We start from the raw sequence: 21,376 nt of genomic DNA on the forward strand, positions 1-21,376 counted from the left end.
ATGAGCGAGAAAATTGAACGTTTGACCCTCGCCAAGGCGATTACCCGCGGCCTGGAAGACGCCATGGAAGCCGACCGCACCGTCGTCATGCTCGGTGAGGATATCGGCAAGCTCGGCGGTGTGTACCGTGTGACCGAGGGTCTGCAGGCGCGCTTCGGCAACCGCCGCGTCATGGATGCGCCCCTGGGTGAGTCCGGCATTATCGGCACCTCCATCGGTATGGCGTTGCGTGGCTACCGCCCCGTGCCGGAGATCCAGTTCGACGGCTTCGTGTTCCCCGCCTACAACCAGATCACGAGCCAGCTGGCGAAGATCCACAACCGCACCGATAAGCAGTACACGGTGCCGGTGACTATCCGCATTCCGTACGGTGGCGTGATTGGTTCGGTGGAGCACCACTCCGAGTCCCCGGAGGCGCTGTTCGCCCACACCGCGGGTCTGCGTATTGTGACCCCCTCGACTCCGCACGAGGCGTACTGGATGACCCGCAAGGCGATTGAGTGCCCCGACCCGGTCATTATTTTTGAGCCGAAGCGCCGCTACTGGCTCAAGGGTGAAGTGGACTTTAGCGACACTTCCTTTGATCCGTTTAGCGCCCAGGTGGTGCGTGAGGGTACGGATGCGACCATCGTTGCGTACGGTCCGCTGGTTCCGGTTGCTCTGGCTGCTGCGGAGGCTGCCGTGGAGGATGGCCGCTCGATTGAGGTCATTGACCTGCGCTCGATTTCGCCGCTGGATGTGCCGACCGTTGCCGCTTCGGTGGCGAAGACTGGCCGCCTGATTATTGCGCACGAGGCGCCGACCTTCGGTGGTATGGGCGGTGAGCTGGCTGCGGCGATTACGGAGCGTTGCTTCTACAGCCTGCAGGCACCGGTGATTCGCGTGGGTGGCTACTACATGCCGTACCCGGTGTCCCGTGTTGAGGAAGAGTACGTGCCCGATATTGACCGTATTCTTGAGGCGGTCGACCGCGCTTTTGACTACTAGGCATTCCCTGATCTGACGTATCAGCGTGTTGCGCTATGGCGGGTTGCGAGCCCGCACAGAATATTCCATATAGGGTATATGCCCTAGTGAGAGGTAAAAATGTCCCAGATTTTCCCGCTCCCTGACGTGGGCGAAGGCCTGACCGAAGCAGAAATCCTCAGCTGGAAGGTGGCAGTCGGCACCGAGGTCGCCATCAACGACGTCCTCGTCGAAATTGAAACCGCAAAGAGCGTTGTGGAACTTCCTTCGCCCTTCGCCGGCACCGTCGAGGCGCTACTCGTTGCCGAAGGCGAAACCGTTGAGGTGGGCACCCCGATCATCAGCATCTCCGGTGGCGACAACGCACCCGCCACCCCGGCTGCACCCGCCGCGGCAGAGGCTGAGTCCGGCACCGCGCTGGTTGGTTCCGGCCCCAAGGCGGACGCTGTGAAGCGCCGCGCCCGCAAGCGCCCCGCCTCCGCAGCCCAGTCCGCACAGGCTGCTGCGGCACCGGTCGCACCGGCTGTTCAGGCACCCGTGGCGCACACCCCCGCCGACTCGGCAAACCGTAACCAGGGCCTGCTGAGCGAGCTGGCTGAGCGCGCCTCCCGCTTTGTGGAGAACACCCCGCTGAACTCGGTGGTGCAGCGTCTGGCGCCCGAGCCCGCAGCGGCTCCCGCGCCGACTTTGGCTCCCGAGCAGGTTCCGCACCGCCCGACCCTCGCGCCGCCTCCGGTGCGTCTTGCCGCAAAGGAGCTGGGTGTTGACCTGGCGAACGTGACCGCTACCGGTGCGCGCGGCCAGGTGACTAAGCAGGACCTCATGAACTATGTGGCGCACCTGAGCGACGTGCAGCATAGCGGCGCCCGCCAGCCGTTCTGGCAGCCCGCAGCCACCCCCGGTGACCGCATTGAGCGCATCCCGGTGCGTGGCGTGCGTAAGGCTACCGCGAAGGCGATGGTTTCTTCGGCGTTTAGCGCCCCGCACGTGTCCATCTTCGTGGATGTTGATGCCTCCCGCACCATGGAGTTCGTGAAGCGCTTGAAGAAGTCCCGCCACTTTGAGGGCGTGAAGGTCACCCCGCTGCTGGTGCTTGCCGCCGCGGTCATTTGGGCTGCTGAGCGTAACCCGCAGGTCAACGCGACCTGGACCGATAGCGAAATCCAGATTAAGCACTTCATGAACCTGGGTATTGCTGCGGCGACCCCGCGCGGCCTGATGGTTCCGAACATTAAGGACGCTCAGGAGCTGTCCCTGCGTGAGCTGGCTATTGCGCTGAACAACCTGACCACTCGCGCCCGTGAGGGTAAGACTCAGCCCGCTGAGATGGCGAACGGCACCCTGACCATTACGAACATCGGTTCGCTGGGTATTGATACGGGTACCCCGATTATTAACCCCGGTGAGGTGGCGATTGTTGCCTTCGGTACGATCAAGCAGAAGCCGTGGGTGGTTGATGGTGAGGTTATTCCTCGCTGGGTGACGACCCTGGGCGGCTCCTTCGATCACCGTGTGGTGGATGGCGACCTGTCGGCTCGCTTCATGGCTGATGTGGCTGCGATTCTTGAGGAGCCTGCATTGCTGCTGGACCACTAGGCGGCATATTTTGGCTAGTCAGTGTCGTATTGCTGGGTAGCTGAGGCCGTTTAGGATACAGATACTTAGATACAGAAAACCTCCGGTACCTTACGTAAGGTACCGGAGGTTTTCTGCACGTTTTATCCCTATCGCAACGAGGCGCAGATGCTTAGAAGCCTATGCGTCTTCGCGTGCCACCTGGTCGCTCGGGTACTTGTCCACGCGGCGGTGGTACAGGCGTCCGCACAGGCCGCCGAGGATAGCGCCGAGGAAGCTCAACGCCAGAACCAGCAGAACCGCGAGCAGACCGTTCGCGAAATCGCCCGCAATCAGCTTCTGCAGGGACAGGGACGCGACACCGTTCTGGAACAGCTGAGGCGCGAGGAAGGTCGCCAGGGACCCGATGATGAGCGCCATAATCTGCCAGAGCCACACGGCAATGCCCTGCTTCGCGCCGGCGAATCGTGCCATGCGTCCCGCCGCGTAACCGCCCACCAGGTAGGCGAAGAAGATGAGCACACTCAGCGCGACCGCGACCGGCACGGCGTTTGATGCGCCGCTGAAGAGGCGGGAGACCACCGAGGCGTACTCGATGGACTCGCTCTGACCGGTCAGGGTCAGCCACGACTGGATAGCCCACAGGCCACCGTCCATGAGGGAGATGGTGATTAGCCAGCCGAGCAAGCCGGGCAGCAGGTGCATGCGGGAGTAGCGGCTCTTCTGCATGGACAGTGCGGTTGCGGCGGTGAGGACGGGCTCTGCACCTGCCGCGCCTGCGGTACCGGCGGGGGTGGGGGTGACGAAGTGGTCATCATCCGCCGGATTAGCCTGCGGGGTACTGGGTGCCGCATGGGCGTTGCCGGGTGCGGGCACCTCGTAGCTTGCCGCAGCGGTAGGTGCGGTAGCGGGGGCAGGCGCGGTAGTGGGGGCTGCGCCGCCGCGCACATTGTCCGCGCTGGGAGTTACAGGCTTGTCGAGCCAGCTGAGGTTGTCGGTAGCGGGTTCGCCCAAGTCAGCACCGGATTCCGCGCCCTGTGAGGTAGCGCTGGGGGAGAGGAGCGGCTGGGTTGCGGTAGCCGCCTCGGTGAGGGGGCGGGTCGCATCCTGCGAGGACTGTGCCGAAGAGCTCGACTCGCGCGCCTTTTCGTGGGCGCGGCGTGCGGCGTTCAGGTCCTCATCGGTCAGAACCACGGTGGGGTCGTCGGAGGAGAATGCCGCCTCCCACAGGTCACTTTCGGTGGGGGAGGACGCCGCGGCGGCCGGGCGCTGCTGCGGGGTGTTGTTCTGTGCGTTCATTAAATCCTTTGGATTCTAGTCCTGGGTGCTGATTTAGCGGTTGCGGTCAGCGTAGAAGGCGCGTGCTTCTTCCAGGGCTTCTGCGGAGTAGGTGTGCGGGTATGCCGGGCGTTCGTTCTCGTCCAGAGTGCGGATGACGCGGCCGGGGTTGCCGACCACGAGGGAGTTAGCCGGGACGTCCTTGGTGACGACGGTGCCCGCGCCAATCACGGAGTTCTTGCCGATGGTCACACCGCCCAGGATGATGGCGCCGCCACCGATCCAGACGTTGTCTTCAACGGTGATGGGCTCGCCACCTTCCCAGTATGCGGCGCGGTCGACCGGGTTGAGCGGGTGGGTGGGGGTGAGGAACTGTACGTTGTTGCCGACGAGCACGGTGGAGCCGATGCGGATCGGGCAGACGTCCAGGAAGACACAGCCAAAGTTGAAGAAGGAGCCGTCACCAATGTAGGTGTTCACGCCGTAGTCGAAGCGTGCGCCGGGGCGGATGTGGGAGTGCTCGCCCAGGTGACCGAGGTGTTCACGGTAGACGTGCATTGCCTGTGCCTGCTCGCCGCGTGCGTAGTGTTCTTCGGCGAGGACGGTTGCAGCGTAAATACGCTTGAACTGTGCGGCGCATTCAGTGTCGGGCATGTAGACGGAACCGTTGGTCATGCGGTTGAAGGTCTCGCCGGTGGGGCGCTGCGGGGTGTGCATTAGTGGGCTCCTCCCAGAAGGTAGACTAGCGCGATGATGGCCATTCCGAACAGGATGACGACTCCTCCGGCGATAGCGAATCGTTTGGAAATTTCGCGGAGGAGCTTCTTGAACTGTTCGTCAGTGATGTCTTGCTGTCGTTTACTCATGCTTTAAGTATCCCAGAGTTGCTTGGGTTTACCTTAGTGTTTCGGCGTTTATTGCGGTATCTGGGGTGGGTGTACGGCGTGATTTTCAGTGTGGGAAGAAGCGCTGCTGAGTTGAAGCGTGAGGGTGTGGGAAGGCACAATCAATGCATGACTGAGGCTCAGAAGAACACGAACCTGCAGGATGCGGCGGCACCTGCATCCCCCGCTGGCGCGTCGGCTGGCACGTCTGCTGGCGCGCATCCGTTGGCGCATCGCCCCTGGTTGAAGAATTATTCTCCGTGGACTGCCCGCGATATTGAGCTACCCGAGACGTCGCTGAGCCACCTCATTGACGAGGCGGTTCGCACCGTACCCCACAAGGTAGCGCTGGAGTTCTTTGGGGCGACCACGACCTACGCCGAGTTGGGGGACCAGATTGAGCGTGCTGCGGAGGGTCTGCGTGTGGCGGGTGTGCAGGCGGGTGACCGTGTGGCGCTGATTTTGCCGAACTGCCCTCAGCATATTGCGGCGTTCTATGCGATTTTGCGCCTGGGCGCGATTGTGGTGGAGCATAACCCTCTGTACACGGGCGCGGAGTTGCGCCACATGTTTGAGGATCACGGCGCGAAGGTCGCGATTGTGTGGGATAAGATCGCCTCGCATATTACGGGTCTTCCGGCGGATATCCGCCCGAACCATATTTATTCGGTGAACATGATTTCTGCGATGCCTGCGCTGATGCGTACCGCGCTGAAGCTGCCGTTGAAGAGCGCGCGTGCTTCGCGTGAGAAGCTGACCGGTCCTGCGCCGGGTACGGTGTCGTGGGCTCAGCTGGTGAAGAGTGAGCGTATTGACCCGTCGCATCGCCGTCCGACGGCGCACGATATTGCGCTGCTGCAGTACACCTCGGGTACGACCGGCCTGCCCAAGGGCGTGATGCTCACGCACCGCAACCTGGAGTCTAACGGCCGTATGGGTGAGGCATGGATTAACCCGGGTGATGACGAGGTGATTTACTCGGTTCTGCCGCTGTTCCACGCGTACGGTATGACTCTGGGCGTGACGATTGCGTCGTTGTGCCGTGCCCGCCTGGTGCTGTTCCCGACCGTGGACATGGATCTGATTTTGAAGGCGATGAAGAAGACCCGCCCGACCATTCTTCCTGCGGTTCCGCCGGTGTATCGCCGTCTGATGGATGAGGCGAAGAAGCGCGGCGTGTCCCTGGAGGGTATCCGTTACGCGGTCTCCGGTGCGATGAACCTGCCGCCTGAGCTGGTTGCCGAGTGGGAGGAAGCGTCCGGCGGTTTCATGGTGGAAGGCTACGGCCTGACCGAGTGCGCGCCGTTGGTGTCCTGCAACCCGCTTAATGGCACTCGCCGTGCCGGTTTTATTGGTGTTCCGTTCCCCTCCACCGATATTCGCGTGGTGGACCCGGAAACCGGCGAGGACGTGCCCGAGGGTGAAGAGGGCGAGCTGTGGGTGAAGGGTCCTCAGCGTTTTGCCGGCTACTGGAAGCGTGAGGACGAGACGGCGAAGACCATCACCCCCGATGGTTGGTTGCGTACCGGCGATATTGTGCGACTGGACGAGGACTATTTCATTCAGATTGTCGACCGTATTAAGGAAGTTATTATTACCGGCGGTTTCAACGTCTCCCCGACGGAGGTTGAGGTCGCCCTCAAGCAGCACGACATGGTCGCGGATGCGGCGGTAGTCGGTATTCCGCTGCCCGCCGGTGGTGAGATGGTCGTTGCCGCTGTGGTTGCCGCCCCGGGCCGGGTGGTGCAGGAGCATACTCTGCGTGAGCACTGCTATTCGAAGGTGACCCGTTATAAGGTTCCGCGCCGCATCGTGGTGGTGGATGATCTGCCCCGTTCGATGCTGGGTAAGGTTCTGCGCCGTAAGGTGCGTGAGCAGCTGATTGCTTCGGGCGAGTTCGATCAGTAGGTTGATGCCCCGCCCGCCCGTAATGGGTGGACACTATGGACGCCGGCTTGGGTTTTGTACCCGAGCCGGCGTTTTGTGTGTGCCTGAATACACTGGCAATGACACCGTCAATGACGCTTTGTGACCTGGAAATAATCACCGCGTGACGAATTGTGACAAAATATGACGACCTTGACGTTCTGTGTCTCATGAATAGCCATTAACTTCCACACCCGCCCTTGTGCGTGCTGTAATTGTCCCATCATCATTCCCATCGGATGTGCTAGTACCAACGTGAGCACCCGGTGGAACGCATCATCATTCAACAGAAAGATTCATAGCCGTGAAGAAGTTTGCTGCTGCACTCGCAGTTGTCCCCATGGTCTTTGGCCTGGCAGCCTGCGGTTCCACCAACTCCTCCTCTTCCTCCTCTTCCGCATCCAAGAAGGTCACCATCGGTGTGGTTGGCTCTGAGAAGTTCAACAAGACCCTGAAGGAAGAAGCTAAGAAGCAGGGTATCGATATTGAGTTCAAGGAGTTCAGCGCTTACACCGAGCCGAACCCCGCACTGGACGCCGGTGACATCGATATGAACCGCTTCCAGCACATCGCGTACCTGTCCAACTACAACGTGAGCGCTAACAAGGACCTGCAGATTGTCGGCCCGACCGTCATCTACCCGATGGCTCTGTTCTCCAAGAAGCACTCCAAGTTGGCTGACATCCCCCAGGGTGGCGAGATCGTTATCCCGAACGACACCGTGAACGAAGCACGCGCGCTGAAGCTGCTGAAGACCAACGGTCTGGTTACCTTCAAGAACGCTGATGTTGACGCACCCACCATCGACGACGTGGACACCGCTAACTCCAAGGTGAAGGTCACTCCCGTCGACGCAACCCAGACCGTGGTTGGCATGGAGTCCGCTGACGGCGCAGTCGTCAACAACGACTTCCTCAAGGATGCAGGCCTGAAGCCCGCAGACGCCCTGGCTCAGGACGACCCCAAGACCGACCCCTCGGCAATCAAGTACGTGAACCTCTTCGTTGCTCAGAAGGACAAGGCTGACGACGAGACCTACAAGAAGATCGTTGAACTCTTCCACACCAAGCCCGTCATGGATGTTGTTCAGGAAGAGACCCGCGGCACCGCCGTTGAGGTCAACGTGAGCACCGACGAGCTGCGTCAGTCCCTGGCTAACGAAGAAGCCAAGCTGCGCGCCAAGAAGTAATCTTCTGAATACACGCCTCCTCTAGGCATACGCAAAGGCGGTAAGTCTAAGCACCCGATGCGGGTCACGACAGGCTTACCGTCCTTTGCGTAATGGCGTTAATGCCCTTTAGCGCCCCAACCACGACATTTACGGATACATATTTATGAGTGAACTGGCACAGAGCTTCGGCGACAGCACCTTGCCCATGGTGGTTCTGGACGGAGTCTCCAAGGTCTTCGGCAACGGCCCCAAGGCGGTAGTTGCTGTCGACAACGTCTCCCTCACCATTAATCGCGGTGAAATCTTTGCAATTATCGGCTACTCTGGCGCCGGTAAGTCTACCCTGGTCCGCCTCATCAACGGCCTGGAAACCACCACCAGCGGCACCCTGACCGTCGGTGGCTTCCAGATTTCCGGTAAGCGCGACTCCGAACTGCGTGAAGCACGCACCAACATCGGTATGATCTTCCAGCAGTTCAACCTGATGAACTCCCGCACCGTGCTCGGTAACGTCGAGTTCCCCCTGAAGATCGCCGGCTGGTCCAAGAAGGACCGCCGCGAACGCGCCCTGGAAATGCTGGAGTTCGTGGGTCTTGCCGACCGTGCAGGTCATTACCCGAACCAGCTTTCGGGCGGTCAGAAGCAGCGCGTGGGTATTGCTCGTGCGCTTGCGACCAACCCTGCCCTGCTGCTGGCTGATGAGTCCACCAGCGCGCTGGACCCGGAAACCACTCATGAAGTTCTTGCGCTCCTTAAGCGTGTGAACCGTGAACTGGGCGTGACCGTCGTGGTGATTACCCACGAGATGGACGTGGTCTCCAGCATCGCTGACCGTGTGGCCGTCATGGAGTCCGGCCGCGTGGTGGAGCAGGGCAACGTCTACGACGTCTTCTCCAACCCGCAGACCGATGTGGCAAAGCTGTTTGTGGCAACCACCGTCAAGCTTGCCCCCACCGGCAAGGAGGCGGCTGAGTTGCGCGCAAACCACAAGGGTTACCTCATCAACGTTGAAATCGTGGAGGGTAACCAGGAGCTCGGTAAGGTGCTGTCCTACCTGGGCGCCCGTAACGTCCGCTTCAACATTGTGGGCGGCGGTATTGAGACCCTGCAGGGCAAGGCGTACGGTACCCTCACCCTGGAACTCCTCGGCGAAATCACCAGCATTGATGCCGCCGTTGCTGAACTGAAAACCGTTGCCCGCGTGCAGGAGGTGCGCTAAATGTTTGCTACTACTCTTCCGCTGGCTGCGTCTAAGACGGACTGGTCCGAGTTCCTGCCCGAGAAGCTGCTCCCGGCTATCGGCGATACGTTCTACATGGTGTCTATCACCATGGTGTGCGCCGGTCTGGTTGGTCTGATTGTGGGTGCTCTGCTGTACACCACCCGTGAGGGCAACATCTTCCAGAACCGCTTTGTGTACACGGTCCTGAACATTCTGGTGAACGTGATTCGCCCGATTCCGTTCATTATTTTGATTGCGGCACTGGGCCCGCTGACGAGCGCCGTGGTGGGTACCCGCCTGGGCGTGAATGCGGCGGTCTTCGCGATGAGCTTCGGTGCTGCATTCGCTATTGCCCGTATCGTGGAGCAGAACATGGTCTCCATTGACCCGGGCGTGATTGAGGCGGCGCGTGCGATGGGCGCTTCAAAGCTGACCATCCTGTTCACCGTGATGATTCCGGAGGCGCTTGGCCCGCTGATCCTCGGTTACACCTTCCTCGTCATTGGCGTGGTGGATATGTCCGCTATGGCCGGTTACGTGGGTGCTGGCGGTCTGGGTAAGATCGCGATTGTGGACGGCTACCAGCGCTTTAACGATGAGATCACCTGGGCTGTTGTGGCGATTATTATCGTCCTGGTTCAGCTGGTTCAGTTCCTCGGTAACTTCCTGGCCAAGAAGGTTATGCGCCGATAGGCTCGTGCCCCTATAGGCACAGCTGATAAAGCATAGAAGACCCCCGGTCTGCTCCTTGAGGAGCGGGCCGGGGGTCTTTCTTGATACTGCCTATCAGGTGAGGCGGTGGCGCGGTGAGGCGTCTGCGGTACGTGCTTAGTTCTGCGCTGCCTCAGACTGCTGTGCCGCCTCAAGCTTGGCGATCCAGGTGCGTGCCGCCTCCCAGAGCTGCGGGTCATTGAACGAATCGAAGCGCCCAAAACCGGCCGGTGCCTTTGCCGGGTCGGTGCCTTCCGAAACGTAAATCATGACCTTCGTACCGGCGTCACGTGCCGCCTGCGCGCCCGCGGGGGAGTCCTCGAACGCCAGCACCTCGTGACCTTCAAAGCCGAGGCGACGTGCCGCCTCCAGGTACATGTCCGGGGCGGGCTTACCGGCCGGAACGTCGTTGCTGCTGACCCAGGTGCGCACCAGCGGGGCGTAACCGTAGCTTTCCATCTTCAGGGTCAGAATGTTCGCGGTGGAGTTCGACGCCACCGCAACCGGCATGTGCTCGCTCAGGAAGCCCAGGAACTTCTGCGCACCCTCAATCAGGTCCACGCCGGAGCTGATGACCTCGTGCTCGGTGGTGAGCAGATCCTTCATCACGCGTTCATGGTGTTCGGCGTACTCTGCGGAGGCGGTGTCCGGCTTCTGGCCGTTCTGCGCCTTGTAGGAGAGCAGTGCAAGCTCCTCGGCGACATCGGCTGCCGCCAGGCCGGTGAGGCGGTGCTCCACCTCTTCGGTGAAGGGAACAGACCAGCGGGCGAAAAGCTCACGCTGCACATCGTTCCAGACGGTCTCGGAGTCGAGGAGGACGCCGTCGCAGTCGAAGATTGCGCAGCGGGGGAACCAATCGGAGGGGACTATGTGTTCAAACATAATGCCAGTCTCTCACAGGGCTTTAGGCTATGGAAGCGGTGGCCCGGTGCGTGAGAAAACATGCAGAGCGCAAACCGGGTGAGGGCACAAAAGCACGCAGTATTAGCACGCAGTGTAAGCACGCGGCACAAACGTGGGCCACAAACGCGGACATGAAGAAACCCTCCCGCCGCGTCCAAAGCGGACGCAACGGGAGGGCAGAAGCTACAACAGCTTAGAGAGCGGACACCGGCTTATGGGTCACCTGACGCATAAACGGAATAGTCGCCAGCAGGCCCGCGTAGACCAGCGCCAGACCCAGCGCAATAGCGCCGAAGGTCAGACCGAACATCTTCGCCAGAACCTCACCGGGAAGACCCTGAGCCGCAATCAAAGCCGTCAGCGGCAGACCCAGTAGCGCAGAAATCACGCTGATGAGCACCAGCGGACCGAAGACCACGGTCAGGCGTGAAGCCTGCAGCAGCTTCGTGGGGGTACCCATCATATTCAGCGAAGAATACAGCGAACCACGCTCGTAAATGGCGGCGCTCTGGTTCAGCACTGCGGAGAGGGTGACCAGCAGGTACGAGAAGAACAGCATGAGCAGCATGCCCTGGAACATGTCCGCCATGATGGTCATGAAGGGGCCGGCGGCGGGACCGGCTTGCTTTGCGTCTTTGCTCATCTCACCCGCCAGAATCAGGATGGGACCGAAGAAGGTCACCAAGAAGGTCGACAGAGCCACACCCGAAACCTGACGCCACGCACCGCGCGGGGATTCCAGCACCGCACGATAACCCAGCAGAACCGACGCCTTCTGGGTCATACGCACACGAATCTTTGCGTACGCCCACACCAGGAAGGTGCCAATCCAGTCGATGGCAAGCATCATCAGCAAACCCGGCAGAGCAATGAAAACCGCCAGGTTCTTCATGGCGCTATCGGCACCGCCGTCCTGGAAGGGTGAGAACATGCTGAAGCCCTTGGAGGTCGATGCCAGAATCATCACGGCAATGATCAGAACAACACCGATACCCATGGCAATGTAACCTGCGGAGCCAGCCTTCGCGCGGGTACGCACACCCAGCGGGCTGATGCTGACCTTCGCCAAACCGAACAGGGAGCTTAGAGCCGCCAGGACCATACAGCCCAGGAAGCAGTAGAAAATCACGCTCACCGGCAGGAGCATATTCTCAGCACCCAGCGGAACGTTCATGAAGTGCAAAGCGCCAAAGGGGAAAATCAGCACCAGGTAAAGCAGCAGACCGATGACGAAACCCACAAGAGAGTACACCAGCGCGTCCGCAACGGACAGACCCACAATCAGGGTTGTGGAGGCACCAATCAGACGCAGGGACGCCAGACGCTCATCACGGCGGCGGGCACTCAAACGAGCAGCCGAAGCGCCCAGGGTAAAGAGCGGAACAATCAGCACCAGAGCGGCAACCCACGCCAAACCCATGTAGAGCTTCTGAATGCCCATCAGGTTAATCATTTCGTGGTCAACGTTGGCGTGCTCAAGCCAAGTACTCAGCGCCTGAACACCACCGGCAACCGTCAAAAACAGCGCCGAGGAGGCGGCAAAAGCCAGCACGGGAAGAATCGCCTGCGAACTCCATAGGGTTCGCTTGGCGAGTAGAGCATAGATTTGCATTATGCACCTGCCTGAGACTGAGCGCCGAGGTTCTGAGCACCGGGGTTCTGTGCGGGAACACCGCCCTGGTTATTGCGCTGGTCGCTCACAATCTGACCGTCCTGCAGGTACACCACGCGGGAGCACGCCGCCGCCACGTTCGGGTCGTGAGTAACCACCAGCAGAGTCTTACCCTGCTGCGGAATCATGGTCAGCAACAGAGCCATCACCTCACGCGCGGTCTTAGAGTCCAGCGCGCCGGTCGGCTCATCCGCGAAAGTCACGGGGGCGCCGTTCACCTGGGAGCGGGCAATCGCCACACGCTGAGCCTGACCACCGGACATCTCACCCATACGGCGGTCCAGCATCTGCCCCAGACCCAGACGGTTCAGCAAATCAGCCGAAATGGAACGCGCCTGCTGGCGGGGAACACCGGCAATCATCGCGGCGAGGGAGACGTTCTCCTCCGCGGTCAGCTCGGGAACCAGCAGACCCTGCTGGAACACGAAACCAAACGAGTTAGCGCGCAGGGAGGTACGCTCACGCTCGCTGAGGGACTCCACCGCCACCTGACCGGTGGGGCCATTGAACAGCACAGAACCGGCATCGAGCTTGATAATGCCCGAGAGCGCGTGCAGCAGGGTGGTCTTACCGGAACCGGAAGGACCCATAATCGCCACGGACTCGCCGGGGAAAATATCCAGGCTCACGTTACGCAGCACCGGGTTATTGCCGTACGACTTGTGCAGGTTACGGGCAGAAATAATCGCGCCGCGTGCGAAGGGCGCCTGCTGCATCTGCTGAGGTGCCTGAGCCGGGTAGCCCTGCTGGCCCTGATAGTAGCTCTGCTGGCCGGGCTGACCCTGCTGAGCGGAATACTGACCGGCAGGCTGCGCCGCCTGCGGAGGGGTCATTGAATAGGGGTTCTGAGCCTGGAACTGCGGGTTCTGGGTTTGAGGATGGTTCTGGGATTGAGGATTCTGCGTCATGACAACCTTCATTGGGTATGAACTAACGGAAGTACACTTCTATCATCTCAGCTTCTTGGCGGCTCACCCCTCCGTCTGGGGGCTGAAAAATATGGGAAAACCCTGAAAAAATTCGCCCGACCGGGCGCTCAACCACCCCGCAGCTCATACCGCGGTATGAGTGCGCTTCATGAGAGAATACGCCTCTTGCCCCCTTGAACTGCGCGGGGGCAATGCCATACTAGAAGGATGACCGACGCACAGAACACCCCCATCATCACTCCGGTAGCCGACCCCGAGGCAGGAACCCGCATCATCTTCCTACGCCACGGCCAGACCGACTGGAACATTGACCACCGCTTCCAGGGCGGCACCGACATCCCCCTCAACGACACCGGCAGGGAGCAGGTCCGCACCGCTATCGGTGCCCTGCAACAGGCCGCAGCTGAGGGCACCACCGTGGACGCTATCGTCTCCTCGCCCCTTTCCCGCGCCGTAGAAAGCGCCGAAATTGTAGCCGAAGGCCTGGGCGTACCCTACCGCGGTGCCGTTGACGGCTTCCAGGAACGTTCCTTTGGCGACCTGGAAGGACAGATCGCTACCCGCGAGCTGATCCTTGCCTCCCGCCAGTCCAATAACGCGTACAACGTGGAGCCGAAGAAGGACTTCCTCGCCCGCTCCCTCGCGGCGCTGAACCGCGTCCGCCGCGAATACGAGGGTCAGACTGTTGTGGTCGCCGCGCACGGCATGCTGATTGCCATGACCATGACCGCCCTGGTCGCTGAACGCCACCCCGAACTGCTCAACGAGGACGGCATCTACCCGATCCCCGTGAACGCTTCCCTCACCGAGGTGCCCCTGCAGTACCTGGACGACGCGATCGACCGCCTGGTCGTGCAGCATCTGGAACCTGAGCTGGGCCCCGAGGAAGTACCGGCGGGCGCCGAGAACACGACCCTCACCCTGATTCGCCACGGCCAGACCGACTGGAACAAGGCGAACCTGATGCAGGGTATCACCGACATTCCGCTCAATGACACCGGCCGCGAGCAGGCACGCACCACCGGCAAGAAGCTCGCCGATATGGGTCTGGAGTTTACCGTACTGGTGTCCTCGCCGCTGTCCCGCGCCCACGAGACCGCGCAACTGGTCGGTGAGCACTTCGACCTGCAGGTGCACAAGACCTACCCCGAGCTTGTGGAACGCGCCTACGGTGCCGGCGAAGGCCTGGACATTCCCGCCCCCGAACGCCGTGCCCCGGAACGCTACTACCCGAACGTGGAATCCGAACGTGACGTGTACATTCGTGCGGTGCGCACCCTGCGCAATATCGTGCGTGAACTCTCTGAAGCCTCGGGCGAACAGAAGATTATTGCCGTCAGCCACGGCAGCTTTATCCGCCGCGCCCTCTCCGCAGCGGCCGGTGAAGAATGGACCGTGACCGTGCCGAACGCCGAACCGCTCACGATTGACGTGCCGGGCCTGTTCGCGTGGGACTCGACCAAACAGTTTGACGAGGTGGGTCGCCTTGTTTGGTAAAGGTTGGTCTGGCGCTCGCGTATGGCGACTGATTCTCTGGCCCGTCACGGCACTGTACTGCGCGGTGGTGGCGAGTATCGTGTTCGCCCCCGTGCACGTGGACGATAACGAGATGGGCGGCCGCCTGGCGCAGCTACTGGATACCGGCCACGCCGAGGGGTGGCTGCCTGCGTTCATTACCTATTCGAGCATTGAGCAGCTTTCGAACGTCATCATGTTCATTCCGGGCGGTTTTCTTTTCGCCCTGCTACTCAAACCAAAGGCTCGCCTGCACGTGCTGTACTCGGGATTTTTGGTCAGCGCCTGCATTGAGACGATCCAGAGTTTCATGCCTGATCGTACCGGCGACCCGGTGGATGTGCTGATGAACGGTTCCGGTGCCCTGCTGGGCGCAGCGGGTGCTTTGGGTGTGCATCGTTGGCGTCGCGTGCGTCGCGAGCGTCAAGGTAAGTAAGGTTCTGTGCCCGGTGGAGGCGCTGGTTTCGAGGGTTCTCGCTGAGGATTTTCGGAGCTGGCGCCTCCACTTTTTACCCTGTGAGGGCGCCGTGTAGGTGTTGGACACTATGGGGATGGTGGGGGAGCGGGAAAACCCAACAGTTCATTAGGTCAAACAGACATAAACAGGCAGTGACCTCCGATATAGTGTGGTTTCTGTAGGGAACATTCGGGTAATATTCCGGTAAATACAGCGTTTTATATTGACTTGCCCACAAAAACCCACATAAAATCAAGTATTACCCTAAAGCGTTCTGTCGGTTCGCTGAAACCATGTCTCTCACGGTCCTGAAAGCCGAGCAGAATGCAGAAAAGAACGCACAGATTTCCTCCCACTAGCCCAAAGGAACACCAGATTTATGTTCGCAGAAGAACGCCGTGCCGAAATTGCAAAGCTTGTTGCCTCCGCACGTCGTGTCAACGGTGCTGACCTTGCGCGCCGTTACGATGTGACCATGGAGACCGTGCGTCGTGACCTCGCCGCACTGGAAGAAGCAGGTAAGCTCCGCCGTGTCCACGGTGGTGCTGTCACCATTGAGCAGTCCACCTCCCTGGAGTCCTCCATCTCCTCCCGACAGGGCATGAACACCCCCGAAAAGCGCCGCATCGCCACCAAGGCATACCAGATGCTGCGCGACTCCGAGGCGGGCTCCATCGTCCTGGACGCAGGCTCCACCATCGAAATTCTCGCCGACCACATCGGCGCTGAGAACTTCAGCCTCAAGACCGGCAATGACCGCATCGTCATCACCCATGCACTGCACATTGCAGTCAAGCTCGCCGAAGCCGAAGGCGTCACCCTCGAGCTGGTCGGTGGCCAGCTGCGCAAGATGACCTGGGCTGCTGTTGGTGCACGCGCCGCAGAGCACTTCGGCACCATGCGCCCCGACATTGCGTTCATCGGTGCCAATGGCATTGAAGCGCATTTCGGCATCTCCACCCCCGGCATGAACGAAGCCATTGTCAAGACCGCGATCTGCAAGTCTGCTCGTCGCGTGGTCTTGCTCTGTGACTCTGCGAAGTTCGGTCAGGAATCTCTGGTCCGCTTCGCTGGATTCGAGGATATTGACACCCTCATTACCGATCGCGAGCCCGAAGGTGCCCTCCGTCAGGCACTTGAGGCCGCAAACGTTGAGATTGTGATTGCCTAATGATTATTACTCTGACTGCAAACCCCAGCCTGGACCGCACCATTGAACTGGGTGCGCCTTTGGCTCACGGTGCCGTGCAGCGTGCTGTCGGTGCCGTACAGGATCCCGGCGGCAAGGGCGTGAATATTTCGCGTGCCCTGCAGGTTTCCGGTGTGCCGACCCTCGCCATTGTGCCCGGTGAAGCAACCGACCCGGTGCTGACCGCACTGCAGGCTGTGGACGTCGAGTTCGCTAACCTGCCCACCGGCGAGCCGATTCGTTCGAACATCACCGTGGTTGACCCGGACGGCACCACCACCAAGCTGAACGCCCCCGGCACCGTTTTTGATGCTGAACTACGTCAGAAGCTGGACGAGCTGGTGGTTGAGCGTTCCAAGGGTGCCGACTGGGTGGTTTTGGCTGGTTCGCTGCCTCCGGGTCTGGAACCGACCTACTACTCCGAGCTGGTTGCGGCACTGCGCGCCTCCGGCTACGAGGGCAAGATTGCTATTGATACCTCTGAGGCGCCGCTGATTGCGACCGTCGCCGGTGAGCACAAGCCCACCCTGATTAAGCCCAACTCGGAGGAGCTGGCTCAGCTGACCGGTAGCGATAACTGGGAGGAGCTGGAGGCTAGCCCCGAGCTGACCGCCCGCACCGCCCAGAAGCTGCTCGGCGACGGCATCGAGTACGTGCTTGCCACCCTCGGCGGCGGCGGTGCAGTGCTGGTCACTGAGCAGGGTATCTGGCATGCTGTGCATGAGCCGATTCAGGTTCGTAGCACTGTGGGTGCCGGTGACTCGTCGCTGTCTGGTTTCTTGATTGCTCACACCCGTGGTGAGGATGCCCCCGGTTGCCTGGTTCAGGCGGTAGCTCACGGTTCGGCTGCTGCTGCTCTGCCCGGTACTCGCATGCCTTCGCTGGAGCAGACCACTCCTGAGAAGGTCACTGTTCGTCAGCTGCAGCTCTAATTCGGGCTGTTTTCGCAACTCCAGCTTTTATTCTTAGAAGGGAATATAAGCTGGTTGCAGTACATATACGTACACACACATATACACAGGCACACTGCACACACTTTGAACTCATATAGGGGAGAAGCCCGGCACCGCTGAGCGAATCCCCGTCCTAAACACATACCCGAGGAGGGAATATGTCTGATCTGATCACCGCAGATCTCGTCCTGCTGGATGAGAACCTCGGCGAGACCCGATTCGACGTAATTGCCAAGCTCGCCCAGGCAGTCGTAAATGCCGGACGCGCTACCGACTTCGAGCAGCTCTACGCGGCTGCCGAGGCACGCGAATCCAAGACCGACACCGGTATCCCCGGCGGTATTGCGATTCCGCACTGCCGTAGCGCCGCCGTCACCGAGCCGACCCTGGCAATGGCACGCCCCAACCCGGCAGTTTCCTTCGGTGCAAAGGACGGCCCCGCCGACCTGATTTTCTTCATCGCTGCACCCGATGGTGCTGACCAGGCTCACCTGAAGCTGCTGTCCACTCTGGCACGCTCCCTGATGAAGAAGAGCTTCACTGCGTCCCTGCGCGAAGCCTCCTCGGCCGAAGAGATTGTTGAGCTGGTCAACGGTGCACTCGGCGTGGGCGAGAAGAAGGCAGAGGCTAAGCCCGCCGAGGCTGCGCCCGCCGCCGCACCTGCCGCCTCCGCTCAGGAAACCCCCGCCGCTCCGGTGAAGAAGATTGTTGCTGTGACCGCATGCCCCACCGGCATCGCTCACACCTACATGGCTGCGGACGCCCTCAAGTACGCTGCTGAAGAGCTCGGCTACGACCTGAAGGTTGAAACTCAGGGCTCCTCGGGTAATGAGAAGCTGACTCAGGCTGATATTGACGCCGCAGACGCCGTGATTTTCGCGGTGTCCGTGAACGTGCGTGAGCGTAACCGCTTCGCGGGTAAGCCCTTCGTTGAGTCTCCCGTCAAGCGCGGTATTGACGAGCCGAAGGAAATGATTGCGGAGGCTCTGGCTGAGGCTGAGAACCCCAACGGTGCACGCGTTGCCGCTGCCGCATCCAGCGGTGAGGATAGCGCAGGCGCTACCGAAGGCGCTTGGGGCTCGCGCATCTACAAGGCCGTGATGACCGGTATCTCTTACATGATTCCGTTCGTTGCTGCCGGCGGTATTCTGGTCGCCCTGGGCTTCGTTTTCGAGGCAATTACGGTGCCGAACCTTGGTGATGTGAACACCAAGGCGATTCTTGACTCGGCAACCCTGTTCAACCTCGGTGATGTGCACTGGACCCTGTACCTGGGTGCTGTTCTGCAGACCATCGGTGGTTTCGGTCTGAGCCTGATGGTTCCGGCTCTTGCCGCGTACATTGCGTACGGTTTGGCTCAGCGTCCCGGTATTGCTCCGGGCTTCATCGCCGGTTCGGTGGCTCTTGCGGTGAACGCGGGCTTCCTTGGCGGCATTGTTGGCGGTATTCTCGCCGGTCTGATTGCGTACGCTCTGGGCACCCTGAAGCTACCCCGCTGGCTTGGCTCGATGATGCCCGTGGTCATCACCCCGCTGGTGACTTCTCTGGTTGCCGGCCTGGCAATGTACCTGCTGCTCGGTGCGCCCCTGGCGTGGGTTATGACCACCCTGCAGGATTGGCTGACCTCCATGTCTGGTGGCTCCGCTCTGCTGCTGGGCCTGATCCTGGGTGCCATGATGGCTTCTGACCTGGGTGGCCCCATCAACAAGGCTGCTTACCTCTTCGCAACCGCTGGCTTGTCCTCGGGCGCGACCGTGAACCAGGAAATCATGGCTGCCGTCATTATTTCCGGTATGGTTCCGCCGCTGGCTATGGCTCTGGCAACCACCCTGCGTCCCAAGCTGTTCAACGAGAACGAGCGTGAGAACGGTAAGGCTGCGTGGCTGCTGGGTGCATCCTTCATCTCTGAGGGTGCTATTCCCTTCGCTTCGGCTGACCCGGTTCGCGTGATTCCTTCGACCATTGTTGGTGGTGCTATCGCCGGTGCAATCTCCATGGGTGCGCACGTGGCTTCCCCGGCTCCGCACGGTGGTATTTGGATTATTGGTCTGGCACAGAACCCGCTGATGTTCCTGGCGGCTGTTGTTGCCGGTACCGTCGTTTCGGCGCTGCTGTACGTGGTGCTGAAGTCCCTGGGTGCCCGCTCTAAGGCATCCGCGTAAAGGCCGTATAACCTCACCTTCATTTGATCGTCTGTTTGCAGGCATGAGCGTGAAAAAACACGTTACACTGTAGACAAACCACAGATAGGACATGAACTCTATGACTACCTACAAGGGCGTCGGCGTATACGCCGGCCGCGTTATTGGCCCCGTTCTTCAGATGCCTAAGCCCATCGAGGAACCCAAGGATGGTCTGCGTCTGAGCGGTGAGACCGCTGAGGCTGCAGCGCAGCGCATCAAGGACGCTTCGGTCCGCGTGAAGGAAGACCTGCTCGCTCGTGCAGAGCACGCTAGCCGTGACGGCAAGGCTGTTCTGAAGTCTACCTCTCAGATGGCTACCGACCGTGCACTGATTAAGAGCGCTATTAAGCTGGTTGAGACTCAGGAGATGGCGCCCGAGCGCGCAATCTGGGAGGCTGCAACCTCCTTCGCTGACCAGATGGCTGCCCTGGGTGGCTACATGGCTGAGCGCGTCACCGACATCCACGACGTGCGTGCCCGCATCGTTGCTGAGCTGACCGGCCAGCAGGCTCCCGGCATCCCCGTTTCTGATGAGCCGTTCATCCTGGCTGCTATTGACTTGGCACCGGCTGATACCGCGACTCTGGACCCCGAGAAGGTTATCGCTCTGATCACCTCTGACGGTGGCCCCCAGGCACACACCGCTATTCTGGCTCGCGGCCTGGGCCTGCCCGCTATTGTGGCGGCTAAGGGCGTGACCGAGATTGCTGACGGCACCGTCGTCTACGTGGAATCCAACGAAGGCATCGTTGATACCGAGCCGACTGACGCTGACCGTGAGGCAGCAATCAAGTACGCAAACCGTAAGCCCGTCGCTGACTTCGACGGTCAGGGTGTGCTGGCTGACGGCACCCGCGTTGAGCTGTACGCAAACGTTGGTGACGGCAAGTCCGCTGAGAAGGCTGCAAGCCTGAAGGCTGAGGGTGTTGGCCTGCTGCGCACCGAGTTCGGCTTCCTGGGCCACGACTCTGAGCCTTCTATCGAGACTCAGGCTAAGACCTACAAGTCCGTGTTTGACGCATTCCCCGGCAAGCACATTGTGGTTCGTACCCTGGACGCTGGCGCTGACAAGCCCCTGCCGTTCCTGAACGTGAACCCCGAAGAGAACCCCGCACTGGGTGTTCGCGGTTTCCGTACCGACTGGACCGTTCCGGGCGTTCTGACCCGCCAGCTGGAGGCTATCAAGGCTGCTTCTGAGGACTCCGACGCTGACATCTGGGTTATGGCTCCGATGATTTCGACCACCTCCGAGGCACGCAACTTCGCGAACATGCTCAAGGAGATCGGCCTGCCCGTTCACGGTGTGATGGTTGAGACCCCCGCAGCTGTGATGAACGCTGAGGCAATCCTGGGCGAGGTCGACTTCGTGTCCATTGGTACCAACGACCTGACCCAGTACACCATGGCGGCTGACCGTCTGCTGGGCGACCTGGCACACCTGAACAACCCCTGGCAGCCTGCAGTGCTGAAGATGATTAAGATGACCGTTGAGGGTGCTCAGCGTGCATCGGTCACCGCGGGTAAGAAGAAGTACGTGAGCGTCTGTGGTGAGGCTGCGGCTGACCCGGCTCTGGCTGTTGTTCTGATTGGTCTGGGTGTTGACACCCTGTCCATGAACGCTGGCGCTATCCCCGCTGTGGCTGCGGTTCTGAAGTCTGTGACCAAGGAGAAGGCACAGCAGATTGCGGCTATCGCTCTGCAGCAGATTTCTTCTGCTGAGGCGAAGGAGAGCGCACGCAAGGCTCTGCCGATTCTGGATGAGCTGGGCCTCTAAGCCTTAAAACGATTTCGGTGTTGCCTGCCGCTCCTTGATGGGGTGTGCTGGGCGGTGCCTGAGTCCAT

Annotated in this window: 17 protein-coding genes; 12 read left to right on the forward strand and 5 right to left on the reverse strand. The window is 60.6% G+C overall.

Annotated elements, in window-relative coordinates; all coding sequences use genetic code 11:
* Nucleotides 1-987 carry an alpha-ketoacid dehydrogenase subunit beta gene (locus tag HMPREF2999_RS01120; protein ID WP_005504472.1) on the forward strand — a complete coding sequence of 329 codons (987 nt, stop codon included), beginning with the start codon at nt 1-3 and terminating at the stop codon, nt 985-987.
* Nucleotides 988-1,086: 99 nt separating this feature from the next.
* Nucleotides 1,087-2,562 (forward strand): dihydrolipoamide acetyltransferase family protein, encoded by a 1,476-nt coding sequence (locus tag HMPREF2999_RS01125; protein WP_070674545.1) that lies wholly within the window; start codon nt 1,087-1,089, stop codon nt 2,560-2,562.
* A gap of 159 nt (nt 2,563-2,721) precedes the next feature.
* Here the strand turns inward: HMPREF2999_RS01125 and HMPREF2999_RS01130 are convergent, their stop codons facing one another.
* Together HMPREF2999_RS01130 and HMPREF2999_RS01135 are read right to left on the reverse strand one after the other, a co-directional pair.
* A complete protein-coding gene (locus HMPREF2999_RS01130) occupies nt 2,722-3,840 on the reverse strand; it encodes a hypothetical protein (protein ID WP_070697692.1) in 1,119 nt (372 codons plus the stop codon).
* Between the two features lie 33 nt (nt 3,841-3,873).
* Nucleotides 3,874-4,536, reverse strand: coding sequence for a sugar O-acetyltransferase (locus HMPREF2999_RS01135; protein WP_070674549.1), 663 nt, complete (start codon nt 4,534-4,536; stop codon nt 3,874-3,876).
* Between the two features lie 296 nt (nt 4,537-4,832).
* Between HMPREF2999_RS01135 and HMPREF2999_RS01140 the strand changes: the two genes are divergently transcribed.
* From HMPREF2999_RS01140 to HMPREF2999_RS01155, 4 genes are all read left to right on the forward strand, one after another.
* Nucleotides 4,833-6,611 carry a long-chain-fatty-acid--CoA ligase gene (locus HMPREF2999_RS01140; RefSeq protein ID WP_083315060.1) on the forward strand — a complete coding sequence of 593 codons (1,779 nt, stop codon included), beginning with the start codon at nt 4,833-4,835 and terminating at the stop codon, nt 6,609-6,611.
* Between the two features lie 322 nt (nt 6,612-6,933).
* Entirely contained in the window at nt 6,934-7,818 is an 885-nt protein-coding gene (locus tag HMPREF2999_RS01145; RefSeq protein WP_070674552.1) for a MetQ/NlpA family ABC transporter substrate-binding protein, read from the forward strand.
* Between the two features lie 145 nt (nt 7,819-7,963).
* The gene (locus HMPREF2999_RS01150) at nt 7,964-9,019 is read left to right on the forward strand and encodes a methionine ABC transporter ATP-binding protein (protein ID WP_070674554.1); all 1,056 of its coding nucleotides are present in this window, start codon (nt 7,964-7,966) and stop codon (nt 9,017-9,019) included.
* Nucleotides 9,020-9,715, forward strand: coding sequence for a methionine ABC transporter permease (locus HMPREF2999_RS01155; RefSeq protein WP_070674557.1), 696 nt, complete (start codon nt 9,020-9,022; stop codon nt 9,713-9,715). It abuts the gene before it with no gap.
* 135 nt (nt 9,716-9,850) lie between these two features.
* On the opposite strand, the gene HMPREF2999_RS01160 is transcribed toward HMPREF2999_RS01155, so the two are convergent.
* The 3 genes from HMPREF2999_RS01160 to HMPREF2999_RS01170 all read right to left on the reverse strand — a co-directional run bounded on the left by HMPREF2999_RS01160 (nt 9,851) and on the right by HMPREF2999_RS01170 (nt 13,216).
* Complete coding sequence (locus tag HMPREF2999_RS01160; protein ID WP_070674560.1) at nt 9,851-10,615, reverse strand: HAD family hydrolase; 765 nt, start codon at nt 10,613-10,615, stop codon at nt 9,851-9,853.
* Between the two features lie 214 nt (nt 10,616-10,829).
* On the reverse strand, nt 10,830-12,248 hold the full coding sequence (locus HMPREF2999_RS01165; RefSeq protein WP_070674563.1) for an FtsX-like permease family protein: 1,419 nt from the start codon (nt 12,246-12,248) through the stop codon (nt 10,830-10,832).
* Complete coding sequence (locus tag HMPREF2999_RS01170; protein ID WP_070674893.1) at nt 12,248-13,216, reverse strand: ABC transporter ATP-binding protein; 969 nt, start codon at nt 13,214-13,216, stop codon at nt 12,248-12,250. The genes HMPREF2999_RS01165 and HMPREF2999_RS01170 overlap by 1 nt, the downstream gene beginning before the upstream one ends.
* Nucleotides 13,217-13,444: 228 nt before the next feature.
* On the opposite strand from HMPREF2999_RS01170, the gene HMPREF2999_RS01175 reads away from it, so the two are divergent.
* From HMPREF2999_RS01175 to ptsP, 6 genes are all read left to right on the forward strand, one after another.
* Nucleotides 13,445-14,734: a histidine phosphatase family protein gene (locus HMPREF2999_RS01175; RefSeq protein ID WP_070674566.1), complete on the forward strand. Its 1,290-nt coding sequence runs from the start codon at nt 13,445-13,447 to the stop codon at nt 14,732-14,734.
* The gene (locus HMPREF2999_RS01180) at nt 14,724-15,188 is read left to right on the forward strand and encodes a VanZ family protein (RefSeq protein WP_070674569.1); all 465 of its coding nucleotides are present in this window, start codon (nt 14,724-14,726) and stop codon (nt 15,186-15,188) included. Before HMPREF2999_RS01175 ends, HMPREF2999_RS01180 begins: the two co-directional genes overlap by 11 nt.
* Before the next feature lie 400 nt (nt 15,189-15,588).
* Nucleotides 15,589-16,380, forward strand: coding sequence for a DeoR/GlpR family DNA-binding transcription regulator (locus HMPREF2999_RS01185; RefSeq protein WP_049353963.1), 792 nt, complete (start codon nt 15,589-15,591; stop codon nt 16,378-16,380).
* Nucleotides 16,380-17,330 (forward strand): 1-phosphofructokinase family hexose kinase, encoded by a 951-nt coding sequence (locus HMPREF2999_RS01190; protein ID WP_005508167.1) that lies wholly within the window; start codon nt 16,380-16,382, stop codon nt 17,328-17,330. The genes HMPREF2999_RS01185 and HMPREF2999_RS01190 overlap by 1 nt, the downstream gene beginning before the upstream one ends.
* 179 nt (nt 17,331-17,509) lie before the next feature.
* Nucleotides 17,510-19,513 carry a PTS fructose transporter subunit IIABC gene (locus HMPREF2999_RS01195; RefSeq protein WP_070674572.1) on the forward strand — a complete coding sequence of 668 codons (2,004 nt, stop codon included), beginning with the start codon at nt 17,510-17,512 and terminating at the stop codon, nt 19,511-19,513.
* A 100-nt stretch (nt 19,514-19,613) separates the two neighbouring features.
* Nucleotides 19,614-21,308, forward strand: a complete 1,695-nt coding sequence (ptsP, locus tag HMPREF2999_RS01200) for a phosphoenolpyruvate--protein phosphotransferase (RefSeq protein WP_005504505.1) — start codon at nt 19,614-19,616, stop codon at nt 21,306-21,308.
* Nucleotides 21,309-21,376: the final 68 nt, after the last annotated feature.

This window comes from Rothia sp. HMSC066H02 (assembly GCF_001814995.1).
Taxonomy (GTDB): Bacteria; Actinomycetota; Actinomycetes; order Actinomycetales; family Micrococcaceae; genus Rothia; species Rothia mucilaginosa.

Excerpts from the sequence above, each read along its gene's own strand:
- HMPREF2999_RS01120 (WP_005504472.1), top strand. The coding sequence starts at position 1 with ATGAGCGAGAAAATTGAACGTTTGACCCTCGCCAAGGCGATTACCCGC.
- HMPREF2999_RS01125 (WP_070674545.1), top strand. The coding sequence starts at position 1,087 with ATGTCCCAGATTTTCCCGCTCCCTGACGTGGGCGAAGGCCTGACCGAA.
- HMPREF2999_RS01130 (WP_070697692.1), bottom strand. The coding sequence starts at position 3,840 with ATGAACGCACAGAACAACACCCCGCAGCAGCGCCCGGCCGCCGCGGCG.
- HMPREF2999_RS01135 (WP_070674549.1), bottom strand. The coding sequence starts at position 4,536 with ATGCACACCCCGCAGCGCCCCACCGGCGAGACCTTCAACCGCATGACC.
- HMPREF2999_RS01140 (WP_083315060.1), top strand. The coding sequence starts at position 4,833 with ATGACTGAGGCTCAGAAGAACACGAACCTGCAGGATGCGGCGGCACCT.
- HMPREF2999_RS01150 (WP_070674554.1), top strand. The coding sequence starts at position 7,964 with ATGAGTGAACTGGCACAGAGCTTCGGCGACAGCACCTTGCCCATGGTG.
- HMPREF2999_RS01155 (WP_070674557.1), top strand. The coding sequence starts at position 9,020 with ATGTTTGCTACTACTCTTCCGCTGGCTGCGTCTAAGACGGACTGGTCC.
- HMPREF2999_RS01160 (WP_070674560.1), bottom strand. The coding sequence starts at position 10,615 with ATGTTTGAACACATAGTCCCCTCCGATTGGTTCCCCCGCTGCGCAATC.
- HMPREF2999_RS01165 (WP_070674563.1), bottom strand. The coding sequence starts at position 12,248 with ATGCAAATCTATGCTCTACTCGCCAAGCGAACCCTATGGAGTTCGCAG.
- HMPREF2999_RS01170 (WP_070674893.1), bottom strand. The coding sequence starts at position 13,216 with ATGACGCAGAATCCTCAATCCCAGAACCATCCTCAAACCCAGAACCCG.
- HMPREF2999_RS01175 (WP_070674566.1), top strand. The coding sequence starts at position 13,445 with ATGACCGACGCACAGAACACCCCCATCATCACTCCGGTAGCCGACCCC.
- HMPREF2999_RS01185 (WP_049353963.1), top strand. The coding sequence starts at position 15,589 with ATGTTCGCAGAAGAACGCCGTGCCGAAATTGCAAAGCTTGTTGCCTCC.
- HMPREF2999_RS01190 (WP_005508167.1), top strand. The coding sequence starts at position 16,380 with ATGATTATTACTCTGACTGCAAACCCCAGCCTGGACCGCACCATTGAA.
- HMPREF2999_RS01195 (WP_070674572.1), top strand. The coding sequence starts at position 17,510 with ATGTCTGATCTGATCACCGCAGATCTCGTCCTGCTGGATGAGAACCTC.
- ptsP (WP_005504505.1), top strand. The coding sequence starts at position 19,614 with ATGACTACCTACAAGGGCGTCGGCGTATACGCCGGCCGCGTTATTGGC.